Source organism: Sphaerisporangium sp. NPDC005289, assembly GCF_040607455.1.
Taxonomy (GTDB): Bacteria; Actinomycetota; Actinomycetes; order Streptosporangiales; family Streptosporangiaceae; genus Sphaerisporangium; species Sphaerisporangium rhizosphaerae.
In genome coordinates, this window is record NZ_JBEXGS010000003.1 from 504339 (window position 1) to 523520 (window position 19182).

Sequence of the window (19182 nt, forward strand, 5' to 3'; positions counted from 1 at the left end):
AGGAGTTCGAGGTGGGCACGATCAGCGTTTTCGCGAACGTCTGTGCGGACGGCGTCATGCAGGGGCCGGGCCGGGCGGAGGAGGACACCAGGGGTGGATTCCGGCACGGCGGCTGGGGCACCGGGTACACCGACGAGGTGATCGGGAGGTTCGTCGGGCGGATGGACAGGGCCACGGCGATGCTCTTCGGGCGCCGTTCGTACGACGACCTGCTGGGATACTGGACCTCGGTGACCGACCCCAACCCGTTCACCGAGGTGCTGGTGAACTCGCCCAAGTACGTCGCCTCCCGCCAGGCGCGCACCGAACTCGCCTATCCCAACTCCACGCTGCTGGCGGGGGATGCGGCCGACACCGTCGCACGGCTCAAGGGCCGTACCGACGGCGTGATCAGGGTGCTGGGCAGCGGTGAACTGGTGCGCTCACTGCATGCGGCCGGCCTGGTCGAGGAGTACGTCCTGCTGATCCACCCGATCGTGCTCGGTTCGGGGACGCGCCTGTTCGGCGAGGGGGAACGGACCGACCTGATACTTCAGGAGGCGACGACCTCCACGACCGGAGTGGTCATCGCACGCTACCGGGTCAAGTGACGAGGGAGGATCGGGATATGCGGTACATGCTGCTGTTCCATTACAGCGAGGCGAGCGAGGAGACGATCGGGGCCGAGGCGATGGCCGCGGGGATGCGGGCCATGGCCGCTTACGCCGCGACACTGGAGCAGGCCGGCATCCTGGTGAGCGGCCAGGTGCTGCGGCCGTCGACCGGTTCGACCACGCTCACGCTCGTCGACGGGGAGCCGCGGATCCAGGACGGGCCGTTCGCCGACACCAAGGAGCAACTCGGTGGCGTGATCGTCATCGACGTGCCGGATCTGGACGCCGCCCTGGAGTGGGCGCGGCAGGCGCCGCCGCTGTCGTGGGGCACCGTCGAGGTCCGGCCCGGTGCGGTGCACATCGACGCCGGGACGTGGGTCGCGTCGTCGTGACCGGTGAGACGGCCGCGCACGTCGCCGAGCGCACCGCACGGGCGTCTTATGGCCGGCTGGTCGCCCTGCTGGCCGCTCCGACCGGCGACCTCCAACTCGCCGAGGACACCTTGGCGCAGGCCTTCGAGCAGGCTCTGATCACCTGGCCGCGCGACGGTGTGCCGGACAACCCCGAAGGCTGGCTGCTGACGGTCGCACGCAACCGGCAGCGAGATCTGTGGAGGTCCGCCGCGCACCGCCGCAACCAGCCGCTGGAGGCGGCCACGGACATCGGTGCCGACGCCGTCCGGCAGCTGGACGATCTCGACCCGGGCCGGATCCCCGACCGGCGACTGGCCCTGCTGTTCGTGTGCGCGCACCCGGCCATCGCCGCCGGCGTCCGTACCCCGCTGATGCTGCAGGCCGTGCTCGGGTTCGACTCCGCCCAGATCGCGCGGGCCTTCGCCGTGCCCGCCGGGGCGATGTCGCAACGACTGGTGCGGGCCAAGCGGCGGATCAAGGACGCCCGGATTCCCTTCGCCGTTCCCGGGCGGCAGGCGATGCCCGAACGGCTGCCGTCGGTGCTGGAGGCGGTGTACGCCTGCTACGCGCTGACCTTCGCGGAGCGGGGCGAGGGGACGTCGCCCGCGGGAGAGGCCCGGTACCTGGCCGTCACGACCGCGAAGCTGCTCGGCGACCAGCCCGAGGCGTGGGCGCTGGCGGCGCTGCTCACCCTGGCCTCGGCGCGTGCCACGACTCCCGGCGACCGCTATCTGCCGTTACAGGACCAGGACCCGGACGGGTGGGACCGCCGTCTCATCGCCGAGGGCGAGGCCTACCTCCGCCGGGCCGAGCGGCCCGGCCAGGCCCCCGGGCGCTTCCAACTGGAGGCGGCGATCCAGGCGGTCCACTGCGATCGGGCCCGCAGTGGCGCCACCGATTGGGACGCACTGTGCACGCTGTACACCGCTCTGGTGGCGATCGCGCCAAGCCTGGGGAGCCGGGTCGCCCACGCCGCCGTCATCGGCCGGACCCGCTCACCCCAGACGGGGCTGTCGCTGCTGGCGGCATTGCCCGTCGAACGGGAGCGCTTCCAGCCCTATCACGCGGTACGCGGCGACCTGCTCGCCCGGCTCGGCCGGCACAAGGACGCGGTCGCGGCCTACACCCAGGCGTCCACCCTCAGTACGGACCCGACCGTTCGGGCCTTCCTCGAACGACGTGCCAAGGAAACGTCCCGCTGACCGCTCCTCCACCAGGGCGGATACCTGTACGGCGCGGAGAAGGCAGGGCGGCGCGGTGGACCGTGTACGGGGTGGGACGGATGATGCCTGGCCAATCACTGGGGTAGCAAGGTAGGTGAGGACGGTCATAATGGCGCAAGAGCGACGAGGGCCGTCCCGCGTCCACCGGCTGGGCGGCACCTGGATGAGGAGCGGGTCGATGACGATGCGGTTCGAGCACGAGTTCACGGTCCCGGTGCCGCTTGAGCAGGCGTGGGCGGTGCTCCTCGACGTCGAGCGGGTGGCTCCGTGCCTGCCGGGCGCTGCACTGGACAGCGCGGAGGGCGACGACTTCACCGGGCGGATGAAGGTGAAGGTCGGGCCGATCACCGTCACCTATCGGGGCCGGGCGAGCTTCGAGGCGGTCGACAAGGACGCCCACACTCTCACCCTCAAGGCGTCGGGCAAGGAGGCGCGTGGCACGGGCACCGCGACCGCGACGGTGAGCGCGGCGCTGGCCGGGGAGGGCGCCCAGACCCGGGTCAAGGTCGAGACCTCCTTCAACGTGACCGGCCGTCCCGCGCAGTTCGGACGCGGGGTGATGGCCGAGGTCGGCGCCAAGCTGCTCGACCGCTTCGCAGCCAACCTGGCGGCCCTCCTCCACGAGAGCCCCGCCGAGCCCCTCGACGCCGCGACCCCCGAGACTCTCGCTGACACGACGGACGCCGCGACCCCCGAGACCCCCGCTGACTCGACAGTCGCCGCCGCGCCGGAGACCCCTGCCGAGGCCGCAGCCGAGGTGACCGCTCCGCCGCTGTCCAGCGCGCCCGCCACGACCCCGTTCAACCAGCCGGGAACGTCTTTGCCGGACGCCGAAGAGCAAGAGATTCCGGAGATCGTCCCGGTGGGTGACCAGGAGCCGGCCACGGTGACGGCGATCGGCGCACCGGCCGACGTGGTGCCGTTGAGGGGCACCGGCGACCAGGACGTCCAGCAGCCGGCCACCGCGGAGCCATCCGGCCAGGCCGCCGAGGAGGGGACCGGCAAGGCCGTCGAGGAGCCGTCCGCCCAAGCCGCCGCGGAGCCGCCCGTCCAGACCACCGCGCCGGCGGAGGCCGCTGGGCCGGGCGGAGGGGAGCAACCGCCCGCGCGGCATCTCACCGCCGTGCCCGACTCCTACGAGCCGCCGTACGCCAAGGAGGCGGCGGCGGGCCGCGAGGTGCACCCCGCCGGGACGGCCCGCACGTCCCGCACCGCCGAGGAGGAGGCGCTCGACCTGCTGGAGATCGCCGGAGTCCCCGTGCTCAAGCGCGTCGCCCCGGCCGTCGCCGCCCTGGCAGCCGTGATCTTCCTCGCCTGGCTCGTACGCCGGGTACTCGCCCGGCGCTGACCCTACCTGCGCACGCTCCTGCCAGGCGCGCGCACCGTACAAGGGCGCCGGCATCGCCGTACCCCGACTAGCGCACTAGTCAGCGGGAGGCGGGGACGGCGATGTGGGTGGGTTAGGGGAGGCCGTGGGGAAGACGGTGTGGGTCCGATTGGCGAAGGGGGTCGGGATGGGGATGGGGCGGTCGTAGACGCCGATGGCCCAGCGGCCTGGTCGGGGAGCGATCTGGGTGGCGAGTTTCTCGACGCGACCTGGCAGGATCAGCACCTGCGCGAGGTACCCGCCGTCGCACCGGCCCACGGAGTCGTCCACCACCTTGCAGCCGGCGTACATCTCGCTCTGGTTCATTCGCAGACGGTGGTCGATGATCGGCGTGTCGGCGGGGAACACCCAGACGGTCAGCCGCTGGGGCCGGTCCAGCCAGTCGGAAGGGACCGAATCGCTGCTGAAGAAGTCGCCGATCCCGTCCCTACCGCATCTGCCGGTCATCATCCCGGAGTCGGACGTGCGGATCGCCACCCATGCCATCGGATCGTCGCAGACGATCTTGAATGAGGTGGAAGTACTCAGCGGCCGGAAGGTGATCTCCCTGCCGGTGACCATGGTGGTGGAGACGGCCGCCGTGATCAACGGGCCGTCCAGATCGTTCGTCGCCGGCAGGCCGTCAGGCGGCGCGATGCTCACCGCCGTCACCGGCGTCCTGTCCACCGCCGCCGGAACCAGTTCCGGCCTGGCGATCAGTACGGCCGCGGTGGCCGTCACGACGCCAGCGAGGGTCAGCGCCGAGGCGGTCCTACGCCGTCTGATACGGCGTCCGCGCTCCACGATGCCGGGCACGTCAGGAAGGCCGGCGTGCAGGTCGTCGGCCAGTGCCGCGCGGAGGTCGGCTTCGGTGAAGGTCATCGCTCAGCTCCCGTCAGGTGAGTCTCGGAGTCGACGCGGAGGCGTCGCAGGGCCCGGCTGAGCTGGGCCTTGACCGAGCCGACCGAGCAGCCGAGCACGTCGGCGCACTGCACCAGGGTCAGGTCCTCGAAGTAGTGCAGGACGATGACCGCCCGCTGCTGCCGGGGCAGGTCGCCGATCGCCTGTCTGAGGACGTGCCTGCGGCCGACCTCGGCCGCGAGGTCCCGCTGGTCGGGCAGGTCGGGCAGGTGCTCGGCGGGCACCTCGCCGCGCCACTTCCTGCGCCACCAGGATGCGTGGGTGTTGACGATGATGCGGTGCACGTACCGGTCGGGGTCGCCGTCGATGCGGCGCCAGGCCACCCACGCCTTGGCGAGCGCCGTCTGGACGAGGTCCTCGGCGGTGGCCCGGTTCCCCGTGAGCAGATAGGCCGCATGCCGCAGCCGCTCGTAGCGCGCCGCCACGTAGTCGTCGAACCCGTCGTCCATCCATGGTCTCCGTCCGGAAGGTCTCACAGTGACCTACACGACGGGGACCGGATCCGGTTGACACGCGGGCCAAGAGCCCCGGGGATGCCGGGACGCCGCCGCACGGCGGTGCCCGGCGATCACCAGGGTCGAGGGGAGGGGTCAGGGGCGCTCGGTCTCCCAGGTGACGGTGTCCTCGACGGTCATCGGGCGGGTGCGCATGAGGGTGGTGTCCAGCGGGCGCAGGTAGGTCTGCTGGACGCCGGGCACCTGGTCCTCGATGACGAACGTCGCGCGGGTGTAGGCCGGGTCCCCGGCGACCTGCACGTGGGGCACCACCTTGAAGTCGGCGCTCATGAGGTCGCGCTCGATCTTCGTCAGGACGTACCCCCGCTGGTTGTTGTAGAACTTCAGGTGCGGGTTGATGGCCAGGTAGGGGTGGGTGGCGGGGTCGGAGTCCGCTCCGTCGCCGCCGGTCGTGATCGACGTGGCGACCAGCTCCGAGCCGACCGACGGGCCGGTGGGGTCGTCGTAGTCGAGCTTGAGGTCCGAGGCCCAGTGCGCGTGCACGTCGCCGGTGAGCACGACGGGGTTGCGCACCTTGGCGTCCACCCATCCCTGGGTGATGCGCTGCCGGGAGGCGACGTACCCGTCCCAGGCGTCCATGCTGGTGACCTTGGCGGGTCCGGCGTTGTTGTCGCGCTGGGCGAAGAAGACCTGCTGGCCGATGATGTCCCACTGGGCGCGGGAGTGGCGGAAGCCGTCCAGCAGCCACCTCTCCTGGGCGGCGCCGGTGATGGAGCGGGCCGGGTCGACGGCGGCGGGGCAGTCGCGGTAGCCGTCGCCGCAGCCCTGGTCGTCGCGGTACTGCCGGGTGTCGAGCATGTGGAAGGTGGCCATGCGCCCCCAGCGGACGCGCCGGTAGAGCTGCATGTCGATGCCGCGCGGGACGGAGGTGCGGCGCAGCGGCATGTTCTCGTAGTACGCGCGGAACGCGGCCTCGCGGCGGGCCAGGAAGTTCGGCTGCGGCACCTCGGGCTTCTCGGGCACCTCGTCGGCCCAGTTGTTGTCGACCTCGTGGTCGTCGAACACCACCAGCCAGGGGGCGGCGGCGTGGGCGGCCTGCAGGTCCAGGTCGGTCTTGTACTGGGCGTGCCGCTGCCGGTAGTCGGCGAGCGTTTCGGTCTCGGGGCCCTCGTGGTCGCGGACGTTGCCGCCGGGGATGGTGTAGGTGTTCTTGGTGTACTCGTACTGGTAGTCGCCGAGGTGCAGGATCAGGTCCGGGTGATCCTCGGCCAGCCGCCGGTAGGAGGTGAAGTAGCCGTGCTCGTACTGGGCGCAGGAGACGAACGCCATCGACAGCGGCGAGCCGTAGGACAGCAGGTGCGGCGCGGTGAGCGCGCGTCCGACGGGTGACAGGTACGGGCCGACGCGGAAGCGGTACCAGTACTCGCGCCCGGAGGGCAGGGCGTCCACCTCGACGTGGACGCTGTGTCCCCATTCGGGGGCGGCCACGGCGACGCCCGAGCGCACGACGCGACGGCACCGCTCGTCGGAGTACACCTGCCACAGCACGGGGAAGGGCCGCGCGGGCATGCCGCCCATGCCGTCCTCGGCCAGCGGCTGGGTGGCCAGGCGGGTCCACAGGACGAAGCCGCTGTGGTCGGGGTCGCCGGAGGCCACGCCGAGGGTGAACGGGTCGGAGCGCAGGCCCCGGCTCGCGAGGCTCTGCGCGGTCTCGGCGGCGGGGTCGGGGTCGGCCAGCGCGGCGGACGCCGGGATGGTGGCGATCGCGCCCGCGGCGAGGCCGGTCACGAGGAAGGAGCGTCGGTCGAGGTGCGGCATGCGGGGCTCCCCATGGGATCAAGATGCGACATCCGCAGCCTTGCCGAGGATCATGACCGCCCCGTTAACGGCAACTGTCATAGAAAGGGCGACATATACCACTGAAACCCCCGCAGGCGTAAGGAAGGCGATATCCCAGCATCGCCACGGCCGCCCCGCGCCGCGCCCCGTCGCGTCAAAGGTCGCGGCAAGCGCCGGTCAGCACTCCGCCGTGCCCGGCGGCACGGGCATCCGCCCGGGAATACCCCGGTCAGGGCAATGCCGACTCGGGAGAGACCACGCATGCAGCCGGACGTCAGCGTTGTGCTCATCACCGTCAACGACTCCGCCCGCCTGCCGCGCGCCATCGCGTCCGTGCTCGGCCAGTCGTTGCGCAACCTCGAACTGATCATCGTCGACGACGCCGGCGCCGACGACACCGCCGCCCTGGTGTCCCGGCTGGACGACCCGCGGGTCAGGTACGTCCGCCGCGACGCCCCGAGCGGCCACCGCGGAGCGCCGCGCAACGCCGGGCTGGACGCGGCGCGCGCGCCGCACGTCATGTTCCTCGACGGCGGCGACGAGCTGACCCGGCACGCCTGCAAGAGCCTGCTGCTGGAGGTCGAGCGCACCGGCGCCGACTTCGCCGCCGGGCAGATCGCCCGGCCGGCCGGGGCCACCGGGCGCACGCAGCGCTACCGCCCCGAACTGTTCCGCCCGCGCCGGGTGGTCGACGGCATCCGCGCCGAACCGCGCCTGTTCCTGGACGGGTTCGCCACCAACAAGCTGTACCGCACCGCGTTCCTGCGCGAGCAGGGCCTGCGCTTCGCCGAGAACCTGCACCACGAGGACCACGTCTTCACCGCCGCGCTCTTCTGCGCCGCCCGCCGCTTCGCGATCGTGCCGTGGACGGTGTGCCTGTCGCACCCGGCCGCCGCCCCGGCCTCCCCGCCGCCGTCCGCCGGGGACCTGGACGGCGTGCGCGACCGGGTGCGCGCCGCGCAGATCAGCGACGCGGTGCTGCGCGACAACGGGTGCTCCGACCTCGTCGGACACCGGCAGCAGCGCTTCCTCGCGCAGGACCTGCGCGTCCATCTCAACAAGCTGCCCCGCCACACCAAGGTGTGGATCAAGGAGTTCGCCTCGGTCGTACGCCCCTACCTCGCGGAACTGGAGCCGGGCGTGCTCCAGCGGGCCGATCCGATGATCAGGGTGTGCTGCCACCTGATCGCCGCCGACCAGGCCGAGGACCTGCTGGTGGCGGCGCGGTCGCTGACCGGTCCCAAGGCCGCCCCCCGCCACGCCCTGCGGGTGGACGGCCGGACGTACTGGGGCACGCGCGCTCACCCCGCGCTGGACATCACGCCGTTGCGGCTGGCCGAGCTGCCCTTCGCCGCGTCCCGGATCAGGCACGAGGTGGGCGAGATCTCCTGTCAGGGGACGGTCGTGTCGATGACGGTCCGCACCTACGACCCCTTCGCCGTGCTGCGCCGCTGGAAGACCACCGCCGAGCTGACGGTCAAGGGGCTGCGCGTGCCGCTGGCGCCGCGGCGGCAGCCGGACGGCAGTTACCTCACGCAGGTGGAGGTGGACCTGGCGCGGGCCAGGCTCGGCCGCCTGGGGTTCGACGGCGGCCGGGACGTTCGCGTCTCCCACGTCCGCCCGGACGGCCATCGCACCAGTGACCGCCTGCTGGTCGACCCGGCCACCCCTCCCCTGACCCTGACCGCGGGGCGGCACGAGGTCACCGTCGCCCCGAGCGGCGACGGCGCCGTCCTGCGCGTCTCCTGGCGGCCGTCGCGGGCGCTGCGCCGGGCGGCGCGGCTGCGCTCGCTGCGCGACCTGGCCGGGCGCACCGAGCTGAAGCTGTGGGTGTACCGGGGACTGATCAAGGTGGTGCCGCGCCGCCGCGACCTGGCGCTGTTCGAGTCCGACCTCGGCGCCTCCTACACCGGCAACCCCCGCTACATCTACGAGGAGATCCGGCGGCGTGACCTGCCGCTGCGGGTGCGCTGGTCGGCCCGGGCGAAGGCGGCCGGGTTCCCCGCCGATGTGCCGCTCGTGCGGCGGATGAGCTGGCGGTACGTCTGGACCATGGCCCGGGCGGGCTACTGGGTGGACAGCCACGGGTTCCCGCTGGACTTCCCCAAGCCCAAGGGCACCCGCTACCTGCAGACCTGGCACGGCCAGGCGCTGAAGACGGTCGGGTTCGAGTCGCCGGACCTGCGCGGGGACTTCCCCGGCCCGCGCGAGCGGTGGCGCTCCGCCGTGGCCCGCTGGGACGCGCTGGTCTCCCCCGGGCCGGAGTTCGAGCGCGTCTTCGTGCCGTCGAACGAGTACACCGGCGCCGTCCTCGGGTTCGGCTCGCCGCGGTGCGACGTGCTGGTGAACGGGGACCCCGGCGCGGGGCCGCGCGTGCGCGAGGCCCTGGAGATCCCCGAGGACCGCCGCATCCTGCTCTACGCGCCGACCTACCGCGACCTGGACAGGCGCGGCGGCACGTCGGTGCGCGTCGACCTGGACGCCCTGGCCCGCGCGCTCGCCGACCACTGGGTGGTGGTGCTGCGCACCCATCCGGCAGAACGCTTCACCGTGCCCGAGCGGGTGCGCCACCTCGTCCGGGCGGCCGGACCGTACCCCGAGGTCAACGACCTCATCCTCGCCTCCGACGCGCTGGTCAGCGACTACTCCTCCATCATCTGCGACTACGCCTGCACCGGGCGGCCCATCCTGCTGTACGCCGACGACCACGACGACTACGTGCGGATGGACCGCGGACTCAACTACGACCTGCGCGAGATCGCCCCCGGGCCCGTCCTGACGACCACGGCCGAACTGGTCGCCGCGCTGCGCGACCTGCCGGCCGTCAGCGCCGAGCACGCCGAGCGGTACGCCGACTTCGCCGCCCTGTTCTGCGCGGAGGAGACCGGCAAGGCGGCGGCGCGCGTGGTGGAGGCGTTCTTCTCCGGCCTGCCCGGCGAAAAGGGCACATGAACGCGGTCGTGTTCGCCTGCATGGACGCCGACACGCTCGGCGGCGTGCAGCAGGTGACCCACACGGTCGCCCAGGGCCTGGCCCTGCGCGGGCACGAGGTGCACGTCATCGGCCTGCACCAGGCGCCCGAGCCGTTCCGGTACGTCGAGCGGCCGCTGTACGAGCGCCACGTCGTGCAACGGCGGCCGCTCGGCGAGGGCGTCCGGTGGGTGGCGCGCGGCCGGGTGGCCCGGCTGCTGGCCTCCATCGGCCCCGGGTACGCGGTGCTGACCTCGCCCGGAGCGGTGTCCTGGCTGGCCGACCTGCTGCCGCCGCGGCTGCGCGCCATCGGGCAGTACCACGGGTCGTACGAGCGCGCCCGCGGCACCACGCACCTGGCCTCGGTACGGCGCGACTACGGCGCCCTGGACCAGGCCGTCTTCCTCAGCCCCGAGGACGCCCGCCGGTTCGCCGAGGAGGCGCTGCTGCCCAACGCCGCCCACCTGCCCAACCCGCTGCGCGCCTGGCCGGACAGAACGTCCCCTCTGGACGTGCCGCGCGTGCTCGGGGTGGGCCGGCTGGCCCCGGTCAAGCGGCTCGACCGGCTCATCACCGCCTTCGCGCGCGCCGGCCGCACGCGCGGACACTGGGAGTTGCACCTGATCGGGGACGGGCCGGAGCTGACCCGGCTGCGGGCGCACGCCTCCTCGCTCGGGATCGGCGACCGCGTGGTGTTCCGCGGCCGGGTGCCGGCCGCGCGGATGGGGCAGGAGTTCCTCGACGCGGCGATCTTAGGGCTGTCCAGTGAGCATGAAGGGCTTCCCCCGGCCGTGGCCGAGGCCGCCTCGTACGGCATGCCGTCGGTGGCCTTCGACGTCTCGGGAGGGGTGCGCTCGCTCGTGCTCGACGGCACGACCGGGACGCTGGTGCCGCCCGCGGACGTCGAGGCGTTCACCGCCGCGCTGAGCGCGCTGATGGCCGACCCCGCCCGGCGCGGGCGCCTGGGCGCCGCAGCCAGGGCACGGGCCGCGGCGTTACGGCCGGAGAACGTCCTGGACCGCTGGGAGACCCTGTTCGCGCACATCCGCCGCTGACCGGCCGTCCTGGAAGGGGACCCGCGGAACGGGCGCGGAGTCCTGGAAGGGGACCCGCGGAACGGGGGCGGACTCCTGGAAGGGGAGCCGCGGAACAGGGGTGGACTCCTGGAAGGGGAGCCGCGGAACAGGGGTGGACTCCTGGAAGGGGGCGCGGGGGGCGGGGACGGTGAGGAGGGAGAGCTGGCCGGAGGTGAGCATGGCGGCCACCGGGCCGGGCTCGCGGCGGCTGTTCACCTGGTCGCGGAGGCGCTGCTTGCGCAGCGACAGCCACCGCCGGGCCGCCGTCCTGCGGTAGGCGAGAAGCCGCGGGACGGAGGGCCGCGGGCCGCCCGCCGGCTCGTAGCCCCTGGCGCGCAGGCGTCCGCCCAGGACGCTGTCGCACAGCGCGATCTCCCACGGCTCCAGCCGGGTGATCCAGCTTCCCACCCTGGCCTGGGTGATCTCCTGGTGGGTGTTGCTGTGCCACACCTTGTGGGAGGGCACCGCCGCCGTCGCCATGCGCCGGGGCTCGCACATCGCGGGGTCGAACTCCTCGCCGAGGAAGCGGCACACCTTGGCCAGCTCGCCGTGCGGGTCGGCGGTCAGGTCCTCGTACCGCAGCTCGTGGAAGGTGCCGGCCGGCAGCGTTTCGGCGTAGCGGCGCCCGAGGTCGACGGCCTCCGCCCAGGTGGCGATCGCGTGAAGGATATCCAGTTTGTACCAGGTCATCTCCTTGAGCGAGGCGACGCAGTCGCGTCCGTCCCTGACCAGGTGGACGAACTGGGCATCGGGGAACAGGCGCAGCAGCGCGCCCACATGCCGGATGTAGCAGGGCCGCTTGTCGCCCCAGCGCGGCTTGCCGAACCGCTCGGCGTACGCGCGGAACGCCTCGCCGATCACCGAACCCAGCGACCCGGGTCCCTCGACCGCCCTGCGGACGTAGGCCGCGCGGTCCAGACCCAGCTCGCCGAACCTGGTGCTTCGGTCGGTGGCGATCCACTCGGCGAGCCCGCGGCGGTTCTCCGCCTCGCGCATGTCCCCGTGCAGGCGCCGGCGGAAGTACGCCTGGAGCAGGAAGCGGTTCTCCGGCGGCACCGCGATGCGCGGGTGCGAGTGCAGCATGAGCTGCAGCATCGTGGTGCCGGAGCGCGGGCAGCCGATCACGAAGACCGGCCGGTCCGTCCGCATCGGCTACACCCCCGTGAAGAAGGGGTCGGTGCGCACGTGCGGTTCGTCGTCCGGACCGGCGGGCGGGTGCGCGGCCCCCGCCGCGAGGGCCCGGGTGGACTGCCACATGCGGTAGACCAGGAAGATCTCGTTGAGGACGAGGAGCGCGCCCGCGCCGGTGGTGACGGGCAGCAGCGCCGCGGACCCGAGCACCGGGCCGACGATGAACACGGCCGCGTGGAACTCGATGCCGCTCATCAGGTGCGTGCGCACGCGGTGCCGGGCCAGGCACAGGCCGACGCGCTGGCGCAGGCCGGCCGGCGGCTCCTCCCCCTCCGGCGGCGAGGGGACCTGCCGGGCGTCCACCGCGTGCCAGGAGGCGGTCGCGCCGTCGGGCGCCGCCTGCCCGAAGGAGGCCGCGTGGCCGTGCGGGCCCGTCCAGTCGTGCGAGGACGCCTGGTCGAAGGGGGCCGCGCGGTCGTAGGGGTAGGTATGCCCGTACTCGCTGGACGGGGACGCCTGGCGGGGGATCAGCGGCCCGTTGTAGGTCTCGGTGGGCTGGTCGGCGTTGTCCGCGTTGTCCGCGTTGTCCGCGTTGTCGATGTGCTCGCCCGGTGACCGTCCGGGCGCGCGCGGACCGGGCGGCGCGTCCTCGAACCGGTACCCCGGGTCGGCCATCTGGTCATACGGGTCGTAAGGATCACAGAGGTCGTAGCCAGACGGATCCGGCGGCTCGTTCGCGGCCGCCGCGGCGGCGTAGGGCATGTCGTACTCGGGATCCTGCGCCAGCGACTCCACGGCCATCGCGTCGCGGACCGCGTCCAGCTCCTCGCGGCGGGCGGCGCGCCTGCGCGCCTTCACCGTCTGGCGCACCCGCTTCATCTGGGGGGCGTTGACGTAGCGGAACAGGTCCAAGATGGCGATGCCCGCCCCGAGCAGCACGAACGCGAGCCGGCCGGTCGCGGCGTACTGCCCGTAGGCAAGGCCCGCCGCACAGCAGACCACCCGGATGCGGTCGCCGACGTAGTCCAGCCACAGCCCGAACGGGGTCCCGGTGCCCTTGAGCCGGGCGATCTTGCCGTCAACGCAGTCGATCATGAAGCTCACATAGAACAGCACCGCGCCGAGCACCAGGTGACCCATGGCGAAGCAGCCCGCGGAGACCATGCCGAGGACCAGCGAGAAGCGCGTGAGGGCGTTCGGGGTGATCTCGGTGTGATTCGCTACGAACAGTGCCACCCGGCAGGCCACCGGGTCGACCATGAACACCGTCCACCATGAGTCTCTGCGTTTGCGCGTCGCGAGGACGTCATCGAGCGAATATGGCCTCATGACTGCCAGCATGGCCACGCGAAGCCACCGAAAATCACCGTCTGTAACTAACATGAGATCTCTAGATGGTTTCTTGACCGCCACCGGCGACCGCCTCCGAGGGCTTGACCTTCCCCTCCGCCGTCCGCCGCGCGAAGCCGGATCGCGTCTCTCCCGGCGCTCCGCCCCTGGTGCCGGACCCATACCGATATTGAGCCACTTATCCGGTTATTAGTACGGCTGGGATAAGGTGACGCGGCGCCGAGCCAAGGAGGATTTTCGATGCGGCGATGGGTTCCCACCGTGATCGCGACCACGATGGCACTGGCGGCCACGCCCGCCGCCGTGGCGTCCACCGGCCAAGCCGCCTCCGGCCCGGCGCGGACCGGCCAGGCGAGAGCCGCCGCCTCCTCCACGGCCACCGCCACCGTCTCCTCCACGGGCGCCTTCTCCTCCACGGCCGCCGCCTCTTCCACGGCCGCCGGCAAGGTGAACTGCGCCAAGGTGAAGTGCATCGCGCTGACCTTCGACGACGGCCCCGGCCGCTACACCTCCACGCTGCTGGACCTGCTCAGGCGGCACCACACCAAGGTCACCTTCTTCCTGGTCGGCGCCCAGATCGGCAAGTACCCCTCGATCGTGCGCAGGATGGCCCGCGAGGGCCACGAGATCGGCGACCACACCTACGACCACCCGCACCTGACCACCCTGCCCGACGGCGACATCAGGGACGAGCTGACCCGCCCACGGGACGCGATCAAGAAGCTCACCGGCAGGGCGCCCGATCTCATGCGCCCGCCCTACGGCGACACCGACGAACGGGTGGGCGGCATCGCGGCCGAGCTCGGCATGGCGCAGATCCTGTGGAACGGCACCAGTCGCGACTGGGAGCTCCGCGACACCGCCGCCATCACCAGGAAGGTGCTCGGCCTGGCCAAGCGCGACCGCGTCGTCCTCATGCACGACGTGTGGCCCGAGACGGTGAAGGCCATGCCGAAGATCCTCACCTCACTGGAGAAGAAGGGGTACCACGTCGTCCCGGTGACCGCCCTGCTGCGCGGCAGGTCGCTGGCCGCCGGCGAGGTCTACCCCGTGGGCGGCTGGAACTGACCGGCCGGCCCGCCGCGCCGACCGGCGAACCGCCGCGACCGCCCCGTCACCACAACCGACCGGTCGCGGCGATCGAGCGGCCGTCGCAACCGACCGGCCGTCGGGGCGGGCGGCTGCTAACGTTGCCCGCGTGACCCCTCCCGCAACGACCCAGGCAGGCCGGCGATGAACGACGGGCACGAGAAGGCCGAGCTGTACGCGATGGACATCTCGGACGTCACCTGGCTCAGCGCCCCCGGCAGCACGTCCGACGACCGCATCGAGATCGCCTATCTGCCGGGCGGCGCGGTCGCGCTCCGCAACCCCGCCGACCCCAACGGCACGGTGCTGCGCTTCACACCGGGCGAGTGGAACGCCTTCGTCCTCGGCGTCCGCGACGGCGAGTTCGACGACTAGGGGCTGACTCCTAGCCGCCCGCCTCGGCCATCGCCGTGAGGCGGCGGGCGAGCGCCGCGGCGGCCTCCCGCAACTCGACGGGCTCCAGCACCTCCACCTCGAAGCCCAGCCACGCCACGTGCAGGGCGAGCCGGTCGAGGTCGTCCCCGCCGGTGACGAGCAGGCACCACCCGTCACGGTCGTCCTCGACCCGCCCCACCTGGGGCGGCACCAGCCGCCGCACCTGGTCGGGCATGGCGTGCACCCGCACCCGGGCCACATACCGGTACGGCGCCCCGGTCACCGACCGCTGCACGTAGGCGACCGGGTCCGGATGCTCCCGCGGCCGGAAGCGCCAGGTCGTCGCCGCCACCTCGCGCATGCGGTCCAGCCGGAAGGTGCGCCAGTCGTCGCGGTCGACGTCCCAGGCCATCAGGTACCAGCGGCGGCCGGTGGACACCATGCGCACCGGCTCGACCGTGCGCTCGCGCTCACCGCCGTCGCGCCCGGTGTACCCGAACCGCACCCGCACGGCGTCGCGGCAGGCCCGCGCGAGCGTCACCAGCAGCTCGGCGTCGATCGCGACCTCGGGGACGGCCATGGTCGCGGTGGCGCCGTACACCGCCCGCACCTCGGCGCGCAGCCGGGGCGGCATCACCTGGTCGAGCTTCGCCAGCGCCCGCAGCGCCGCCTCGCCCGCCCCGGCGACCGTGCCCCCCGACTCCAGCCGCAGGCACACCGCCGTCGCGATCGCCTCCTCGTCGTCCAGGAGCAGCGGCGGCAGCCGGGTGCCCGCGCCGAGCCGGTAGCCGCCGCCGACGCCCGCCGTCGCGTGCACGGGGTAGCCGAGCGCGCGCAGCCGTTCCACGTCGCGGCGCACCGAGCGGTCGGTGACCTCCAGCTCGGCGGCGAGCTCGGACGCGGTCCAGGACGGCCGGCGCTGCAGCAGCCCCAGCAGCCGCAGCACCCGCTCGGTCGTCGCCTCCACGGTCACGCGTTCATCGTTCCACAGATCGCGGAACGATCCTGTCCGCTATATGCGCCAGGTTGGACCCATGACCGACCAGACATGGAACTCCCTGCTCCGCGAGCAGTTCGCCTGGCACTGGACCGAGCAGCTGCGCGATCGCCTCGAGGGGCTCACCGATGACGAGTACTTCTGGGAGCCGGCGCCCGGCTGCTGGAACGTCCGCCCGCGCGGCACCGGCACCGCACCGATCCAGGCGGGGTCGGGCGCGATGACCATCGACTTCGCGATGCCGATGCCCGAGCCGCCGCCGTTCACGACGATCGCCTGGCGACTCGGGCACGTGATCGTCGGCGTGCTGGCCGTGCGCAACGCCGCGCACTTCGGCCGGGCGAGCACCGACTACCAGTCCTTCGAGTACGCCCCGACCGCGGCCGCGGCGCTGGCCCAGCTCGACGCGGAGTACGCCACCTGGCTGGCCGGGGTCGAGTCCCTCGGCGAGACCGGCCTCGCCCGCCCGTGCGGCGAGGCGGAGGGGCCCTACGCCGACCGGTCCCTGGCTACGCTGGTGCTGCACATCAACCGCGAGCTGATCCACCATCTGTCCGAGGTGTCCCTGCTCCGCGACCTCCACCTGCACACCCACCAGTTGACCGGCCGGGAGGCGAGCTGAGATGGCCCGCGACGTACAGATCACCTTCGACTGCGCCGACCCGGCCGCGCTGGCGGCGTTCTGGGCCGAGGCCCTGGGCTACCGGACGCAGGACCCGCCCAAGGGCTTCGACTCATGGGAGCAGGCCCTGGAAGCGATGGGCGTGCCGCCCGAGAACCGCAACGACGCCTCGGCGGTGGTCGATCCCGACGACGCCGGGCCGCGGCTGTTCTTCCAGCGGGTTCCCGAGGGCAAGCAGGCCAAGAACCGCGTGCACCTCGATGTGCGGGCGGCCCCCGGGCTTGAGGGCGAAGCGCGGATGGCGGCCCTGGAGGCGGAGGCCGAGCGGCTGGTCTCCCACGGCGCCACCCGCCTCCAGCGCCACGACCCCACTCCCCCACTCGGCGCCGGCCACATCGTGATGGCCGACCCCGAAGGCAACGAATTCTGCCTCGACTGACCAACCCCCCGGCGACCACCGACCCCCGGCACGCCCGGTCGGCCCGGCAATCCCAGTCGGCCCCGAGCACTCGGCACGACGCTCTCACTCCGGTGTCGGCTGGGCGTGCTCGGCGCCGCGTCAGCGGGACGTGAAACGCCGATGACGGCGCCCCGTACGGCGCGGAGCTCGGCACACGCCCCTCGACCCACGCCCGTCGGCTCACGCCTGTCCCGCTCTCTAGGATGTCGTCAGAGGCGCCGCGTCGGCGGGACGTGGGACGGCGACGACGGCGCCGTTTTACGGTGGGTGACCGGGTGGACGGTCGTGGAGGGTGCGTCGGCGTCAGCGGGGGACCACGTCGATGAGGGCGGCGTTGCCGTCGTCGTCGATCTTCACCACGGCCGCGGCGCGGTCGGCCGCGAGTTCGGAGCCGACGCGTCGGGCCTTGTCCTCGGGCAGGAACAGGCTGTCGATGCCGCACCGCAGGTCCCCGTAGCCGCCGGTGCGGCATGCCAGGTACGGGCCGGCGGCCGGGCGCCGCCGCTCGACGCCGGCGCCCTTCCACAGCGCGCCGTCGCGAACCAGTGGCACGTACACCCGGCCCGCCGCCTGCCCCTCGGCGGACGGCAGGCCGGGGTAGGTCAGCATCACGTAGGCGCCCCTGAACGGGTCGACCGGGTCCACCGGCCCCGCGGCGAGACGGTACTCGGCGCCCGACAGCCGGGCCGACAGCTGCGGTCGCAGCACGACGACCAGCAGCGCCATCTGGAGCAGCAGCGCGGCGGCCACCATGATCGCGGTGCGCCGGGAGACGCGCGAGGAAGAGCCGCTCATCGGGTCGCCTCCATCAGCCGCCGGCGCCCGTACTCGACCAGCGCCCCGGTGACGATAAAGATCACGCCGAGCGCCAGGAACAGCGCCGCACCGGACAGCAGCGGCTGGAACACCGCGAAGCTCTGCGCCGTGACGAACACCACCAGGGCCACAGTGGCGATCAGCACGAGGTGGGTCTCATCCCGCCGGGCCGCCGCGACCGCGAACCAGCTCGCCGCGAGAATGTACAGCAGCGTGCCCGCCACGGCCCGCGCCGTCTGCGCGGCGGTGAACCCGCCCATCGCCGGATCGACGTCGCCAGGGGCCCACGCGACCAGGCCCACCGCGGCGACGACCATGACCAGCGCCGCGAGCACTTCGTACCGGTCGCCCGCCCCGCCGAGGACGCGCCTCGCGAGCATCTCGCGCCGGTCCTGCGGGCCACCGAGGACCTGCGCCGCGGCCGGCTCGCGTCCATCCCCCGCGCCACCGAGGACCTGCGCCCCGGCCGGCTCGCGCCGATCCCCGGCGCCACCGAAGACCTGCGCCGCGGCCGCCTCGCGCCGATCCCCCGCGCCGCCGAGGACGAGCGCCGCACCCGCTGCCACGGCCGCTGCGGTGAGCCCCGCCCACAGCGCCGGCGCGCCGTACATCTCGCCTTGTGAGACGCCGGGGAAGGCCGCGACGAACAGTCCGCCCAGCGCCAGCAGGAACCCGGCCGCCCGCCAGACCGCCGCGAACCGCCCGGACCAGGGACTCGGCGCGACGACGTCCCTCACGATCCCGGCGGGGACGGGGCCGCCCGTCACGACCCCGCCGGCACGGACGGGGCCGTCCTGCGTTTCGCCGGCGCCGTCTGGTCCGGCGATGGCCCCGGCGCGCGTTCGGAGGCGTTCGTGGAGGACGGCCAGGGAGATGGCGGCTGTTCCTGCGGCCACCAGGCAGACCGCGACGCCTCCGGCGGAGTCGGTCTGTTCGCCGGCCCACCAGCCGTACCAGGACGCCCCGAGGACGAGGGCCGCGAGCAGCGGCCCGGCGGCGCGGGTCGCGTACGCGTACGCCAGCGCGCCCGCCGCCCAGACGCCCAGCAGGCCGGAGCCGTACGCCGGGACCTGCAAGCTTTGAGCGGCCTGGAAGACCACTCCTCCTGCCGCCAGAACCGCCACCAGCCGGGCCGCCGATCTCACCGCCGGCCCGGCGAGCGCCTCGCCGAGGACCGCGGCGGCCAGCCAGACCACGGTGATGCCGGCGAAACGGACCAGCGGCGACAGCTGATCGAGGTTGGCCGCCACGACCCAGATGAGCCCGACGCCGAGGAAGCCGCCGCCGAGCAGCAGGACGACGCGCTCCAGGCTCAGCCTCCGTCCGGGGACGTACCGGCCGGCGATGCGCTCGGCGGCGGTCGCGTCGATGACGCCCTCCGCCTGCCAGCGAGCCAGCTCACCGCGCAGCCACGCCAGCCGCCGGGCCGGGACGCGAACCCGCGTCGGTTCCATGCCGCGTTCCTTTCCTTCGCCCCCGTAGTCCG

At 73.0% G+C, this 19182-nt stretch carries 18 protein-coding genes; 10 read left to right on the top strand and 8 right to left on the bottom strand.

The genetic code is table 11. From position 1 onward, the window contains the following. Positions 1-11: 11 nt before the first annotated feature. The 4 genes from ABZT47_RS07855 (at position 12) to ABZT47_RS07870 (ending at position 3577) form a co-directional block, all read left to right on the top strand. Positions 12-590 (top strand): dihydrofolate reductase family protein, encoded by a 579-nt coding sequence (locus ABZT47_RS07855; RefSeq protein ID WP_354837422.1) that lies wholly within the window; start codon positions 12-14, stop codon positions 588-590. A gap of 17 nt (positions 591-607) precedes the next feature. Further along, the gene (locus ABZT47_RS07860) at positions 608-985 is read left to right on the top strand and encodes a YciI family protein (RefSeq protein ID WP_354837424.1); all 378 of its coding nucleotides are present in this window, start codon (positions 608-610) and stop codon (positions 983-985) included. After that, complete coding sequence (locus tag ABZT47_RS07865; protein ID WP_354837426.1) at positions 982-2208, top strand: DUF6596 domain-containing protein; 1227 nt, start codon at positions 982-984, stop codon at positions 2206-2208. The genes ABZT47_RS07860 and ABZT47_RS07865 overlap by 4 nt, the downstream gene beginning before the upstream one ends. Before the next feature lie 199 nt (positions 2209-2407). Continuing rightward, on the top strand, positions 2408-3577 hold the full coding sequence (locus ABZT47_RS07870; protein WP_354837428.1) for an SRPBCC domain-containing protein: 1170 nt from the start codon (positions 2408-2410) through the stop codon (positions 3575-3577). A 75-nt stretch (positions 3578-3652) separates the two neighbouring features. Here ABZT47_RS07870 and ABZT47_RS07875 read toward each other — a convergent pair whose 3' ends face one another. The 3 genes from ABZT47_RS07875 to ABZT47_RS07885 form a co-directional block, all read right to left on the bottom strand. Beyond that, entirely contained in the window at positions 3653-4477 is an 825-nt protein-coding gene (locus tag ABZT47_RS07875; RefSeq protein WP_354837431.1) for a hypothetical protein, read from the bottom strand. Next, a complete protein-coding gene (locus ABZT47_RS07880; RefSeq protein ID WP_354837433.1) occupies positions 4474-4965 on the bottom strand; it encodes a SigE family RNA polymerase sigma factor in 492 nt (163 codons plus the stop codon). The genes ABZT47_RS07875 and ABZT47_RS07880 overlap by 4 nt, the downstream gene beginning before the upstream one ends. Positions 4966-5106: 141 nt before the next feature. Next, on the bottom strand, positions 5107-6789 hold the full coding sequence (locus ABZT47_RS07885) for an alkaline phosphatase D family protein (RefSeq protein WP_354837435.1): 1683 nt from the start codon (positions 6787-6789) through the stop codon (positions 5107-5109). A 282-nt stretch (positions 6790-7071) separates the two neighbouring features. Between ABZT47_RS07885 and ABZT47_RS07890 the strand changes: the two genes are divergently transcribed. Both ABZT47_RS07890 and ABZT47_RS07895 read left to right on the top strand, forming a co-directional pair. Next, positions 7072-9762 carry a CDP-glycerol glycerophosphotransferase family protein gene (locus tag ABZT47_RS07890; protein ID WP_354837437.1) on the top strand — a complete coding sequence of 897 codons (2691 nt, stop codon included), beginning with the start codon at positions 7072-7074 and terminating at the stop codon, positions 9760-9762. Continuing rightward, positions 9759-10835: a glycosyltransferase gene (locus ABZT47_RS07895; RefSeq protein WP_354837439.1), complete on the top strand. Its 1077-nt coding sequence runs from the start codon at positions 9759-9761 to the stop codon at positions 10833-10835. Before ABZT47_RS07890 ends, ABZT47_RS07895 begins: the two co-directional genes overlap by 4 nt. Here ABZT47_RS07895 and ABZT47_RS07900 read toward each other — a convergent pair. Both ABZT47_RS07900 and ABZT47_RS07905 read right to left on the bottom strand, forming a co-directional pair. Continuing rightward, positions 10776-12005, bottom strand: coding sequence for a sulfotransferase (locus ABZT47_RS07900; protein ID WP_354837441.1), 1230 nt, complete (start codon positions 12003-12005; stop codon positions 10776-10778). The genes ABZT47_RS07895 and ABZT47_RS07900 overlap by 60 nt on opposite strands. A gap of 3 nt (positions 12006-12008) precedes the next feature. Continuing rightward, the gene (locus tag ABZT47_RS07905) at positions 12009-13316 is read right to left on the bottom strand and encodes a CDP-alcohol phosphatidyltransferase family protein (RefSeq protein ID WP_354837443.1); all 1308 of its coding nucleotides are present in this window, start codon (positions 13314-13316) and stop codon (positions 12009-12011) included. A gap of 261 nt (positions 13317-13577) precedes the next feature. Between ABZT47_RS07905 and ABZT47_RS07910 the strand changes: the two genes are divergently transcribed. Beyond that, positions 13578-14405, top strand: coding sequence for a polysaccharide deacetylase family protein (locus ABZT47_RS07910; RefSeq protein WP_354837445.1), 828 nt, complete (start codon positions 13578-13580; stop codon positions 14403-14405). Positions 14406-14570: 165 nt separating this feature from the next. Next, the gene (locus tag ABZT47_RS07915) at positions 14571-14801 is read left to right on the top strand and encodes a DUF397 domain-containing protein (protein ID WP_354837447.1); all 231 of its coding nucleotides are present in this window, start codon (positions 14571-14573) and stop codon (positions 14799-14801) included. A gap of 10 nt (positions 14802-14811) precedes the next feature. Here ABZT47_RS07915 and ABZT47_RS07920 read toward each other — a convergent pair whose 3' ends face one another. Then, on the bottom strand, positions 14812-15774 hold the full coding sequence (locus tag ABZT47_RS07920) for a YafY family protein (RefSeq protein ID WP_354837449.1): 963 nt from the start codon (positions 15772-15774) through the stop codon (positions 14812-14814). Positions 15775-15835: 61 nt separating this feature from the next. On the opposite strand from ABZT47_RS07920, the gene ABZT47_RS07925 reads away from it, so the two are divergent. Together ABZT47_RS07925 and ABZT47_RS07930 are read left to right on the top strand one after the other, a co-directional pair. Further along, a complete protein-coding gene (locus tag ABZT47_RS07925) occupies positions 15836-16420 on the top strand; it encodes a DinB family protein (protein ID WP_354837451.1) in 585 nt (194 codons plus the stop codon). 1 nt (position 16421) lies between these two features. Continuing rightward, complete coding sequence (locus ABZT47_RS07930; RefSeq protein ID WP_354837453.1) at positions 16422-16859, top strand: VOC family protein; 438 nt, start codon at positions 16422-16424, stop codon at positions 16857-16859. Positions 16860-17183: 324 nt separating this feature from the next. On the opposite strand, the gene ABZT47_RS07935 is transcribed toward ABZT47_RS07930, so the two are convergent. Further along, the gene (locus ABZT47_RS07935) at positions 17184-17675 is read right to left on the bottom strand and encodes a GDYXXLXY domain-containing protein (protein WP_354837455.1); all 492 of its coding nucleotides are present in this window, start codon (positions 17673-17675) and stop codon (positions 17184-17186) included. Beyond that, positions 17672-19150 carry a DUF2157 domain-containing protein gene (locus tag ABZT47_RS07940; protein WP_354837457.1) on the bottom strand — a complete coding sequence of 493 codons (1479 nt, stop codon included), beginning with the start codon at positions 19148-19150 and terminating at the stop codon, positions 17672-17674. The genes ABZT47_RS07935 and ABZT47_RS07940 overlap by 4 nt, the downstream gene beginning before the upstream one ends. Positions 19151-19182: the final 32 nt, after the last annotated feature.

What these genes read in the sequence shown, in the direction of transcription:
- ABZT47_RS07930 (WP_354837453.1), top strand. Translation starts at nt 16,422, where the DNA reads ATGGCCCGCGACGTACAGATCACCTTCGACTGCGCCGACCCGGCCGCG.
- ABZT47_RS07905 (WP_354837443.1), bottom strand. Translation starts at nt 13,316, where the DNA reads ATGAGGCCATATTCGCTCGATGACGTCCTCGCGACGCGCAAACGCAGA.
- ABZT47_RS07875 (WP_354837431.1), bottom strand. Translation starts at nt 4,477, where the DNA reads ATGACCTTCACCGAAGCCGACCTCCGCGCGGCACTGGCCGACGACCTG.
- ABZT47_RS07860 (WP_354837424.1), top strand. Translation starts at nt 608, where the DNA reads ATGCGGTACATGCTGCTGTTCCATTACAGCGAGGCGAGCGAGGAGACG.
- ABZT47_RS07935 (WP_354837455.1), bottom strand. Translation starts at nt 17,675, where the DNA reads ATGAGCGGCTCTTCCTCGCGCGTCTCCCGGCGCACCGCGATCATGGTG.
- ABZT47_RS07915 (WP_354837447.1), top strand. Translation starts at nt 14,571, where the DNA reads ATGAACGACGGGCACGAGAAGGCCGAGCTGTACGCGATGGACATCTCG.
- ABZT47_RS07890 (WP_354837437.1), top strand. Translation starts at nt 7,072, where the DNA reads ATGCAGCCGGACGTCAGCGTTGTGCTCATCACCGTCAACGACTCCGCC.
- ABZT47_RS07880 (WP_354837433.1), bottom strand. Translation starts at nt 4,965, where the DNA reads ATGGACGACGGGTTCGACGACTACGTGGCGGCGCGCTACGAGCGGCTG.
- ABZT47_RS07870 (WP_354837428.1), top strand. Translation starts at nt 2,408, where the DNA reads ATGACGATGCGGTTCGAGCACGAGTTCACGGTCCCGGTGCCGCTTGAG.
- ABZT47_RS07895 (WP_354837439.1), top strand. Translation starts at nt 9,759, where the DNA reads ATGAACGCGGTCGTGTTCGCCTGCATGGACGCCGACACGCTCGGCGGC.
- ABZT47_RS07900 (WP_354837441.1), bottom strand. Translation starts at nt 12,005, where the DNA reads ATGCGGACGGACCGGCCGGTCTTCGTGATCGGCTGCCCGCGCTCCGGC.
- ABZT47_RS07940 (WP_354837457.1), bottom strand. Translation starts at nt 19,150, where the DNA reads ATGGAACCGACGCGGGTTCGCGTCCCGGCCCGGCGGCTGGCGTGGCTG.
- ABZT47_RS07885 (WP_354837435.1), bottom strand. Translation starts at nt 6,789, where the DNA reads ATGCCGCACCTCGACCGACGCTCCTTCCTCGTGACCGGCCTCGCCGCG.
- ABZT47_RS07925 (WP_354837451.1), top strand. Translation starts at nt 15,836, where the DNA reads ATGACCGACCAGACATGGAACTCCCTGCTCCGCGAGCAGTTCGCCTGG.
- ABZT47_RS07910 (WP_354837445.1), top strand. Translation starts at nt 13,578, where the DNA reads ATGCGGCGATGGGTTCCCACCGTGATCGCGACCACGATGGCACTGGCG.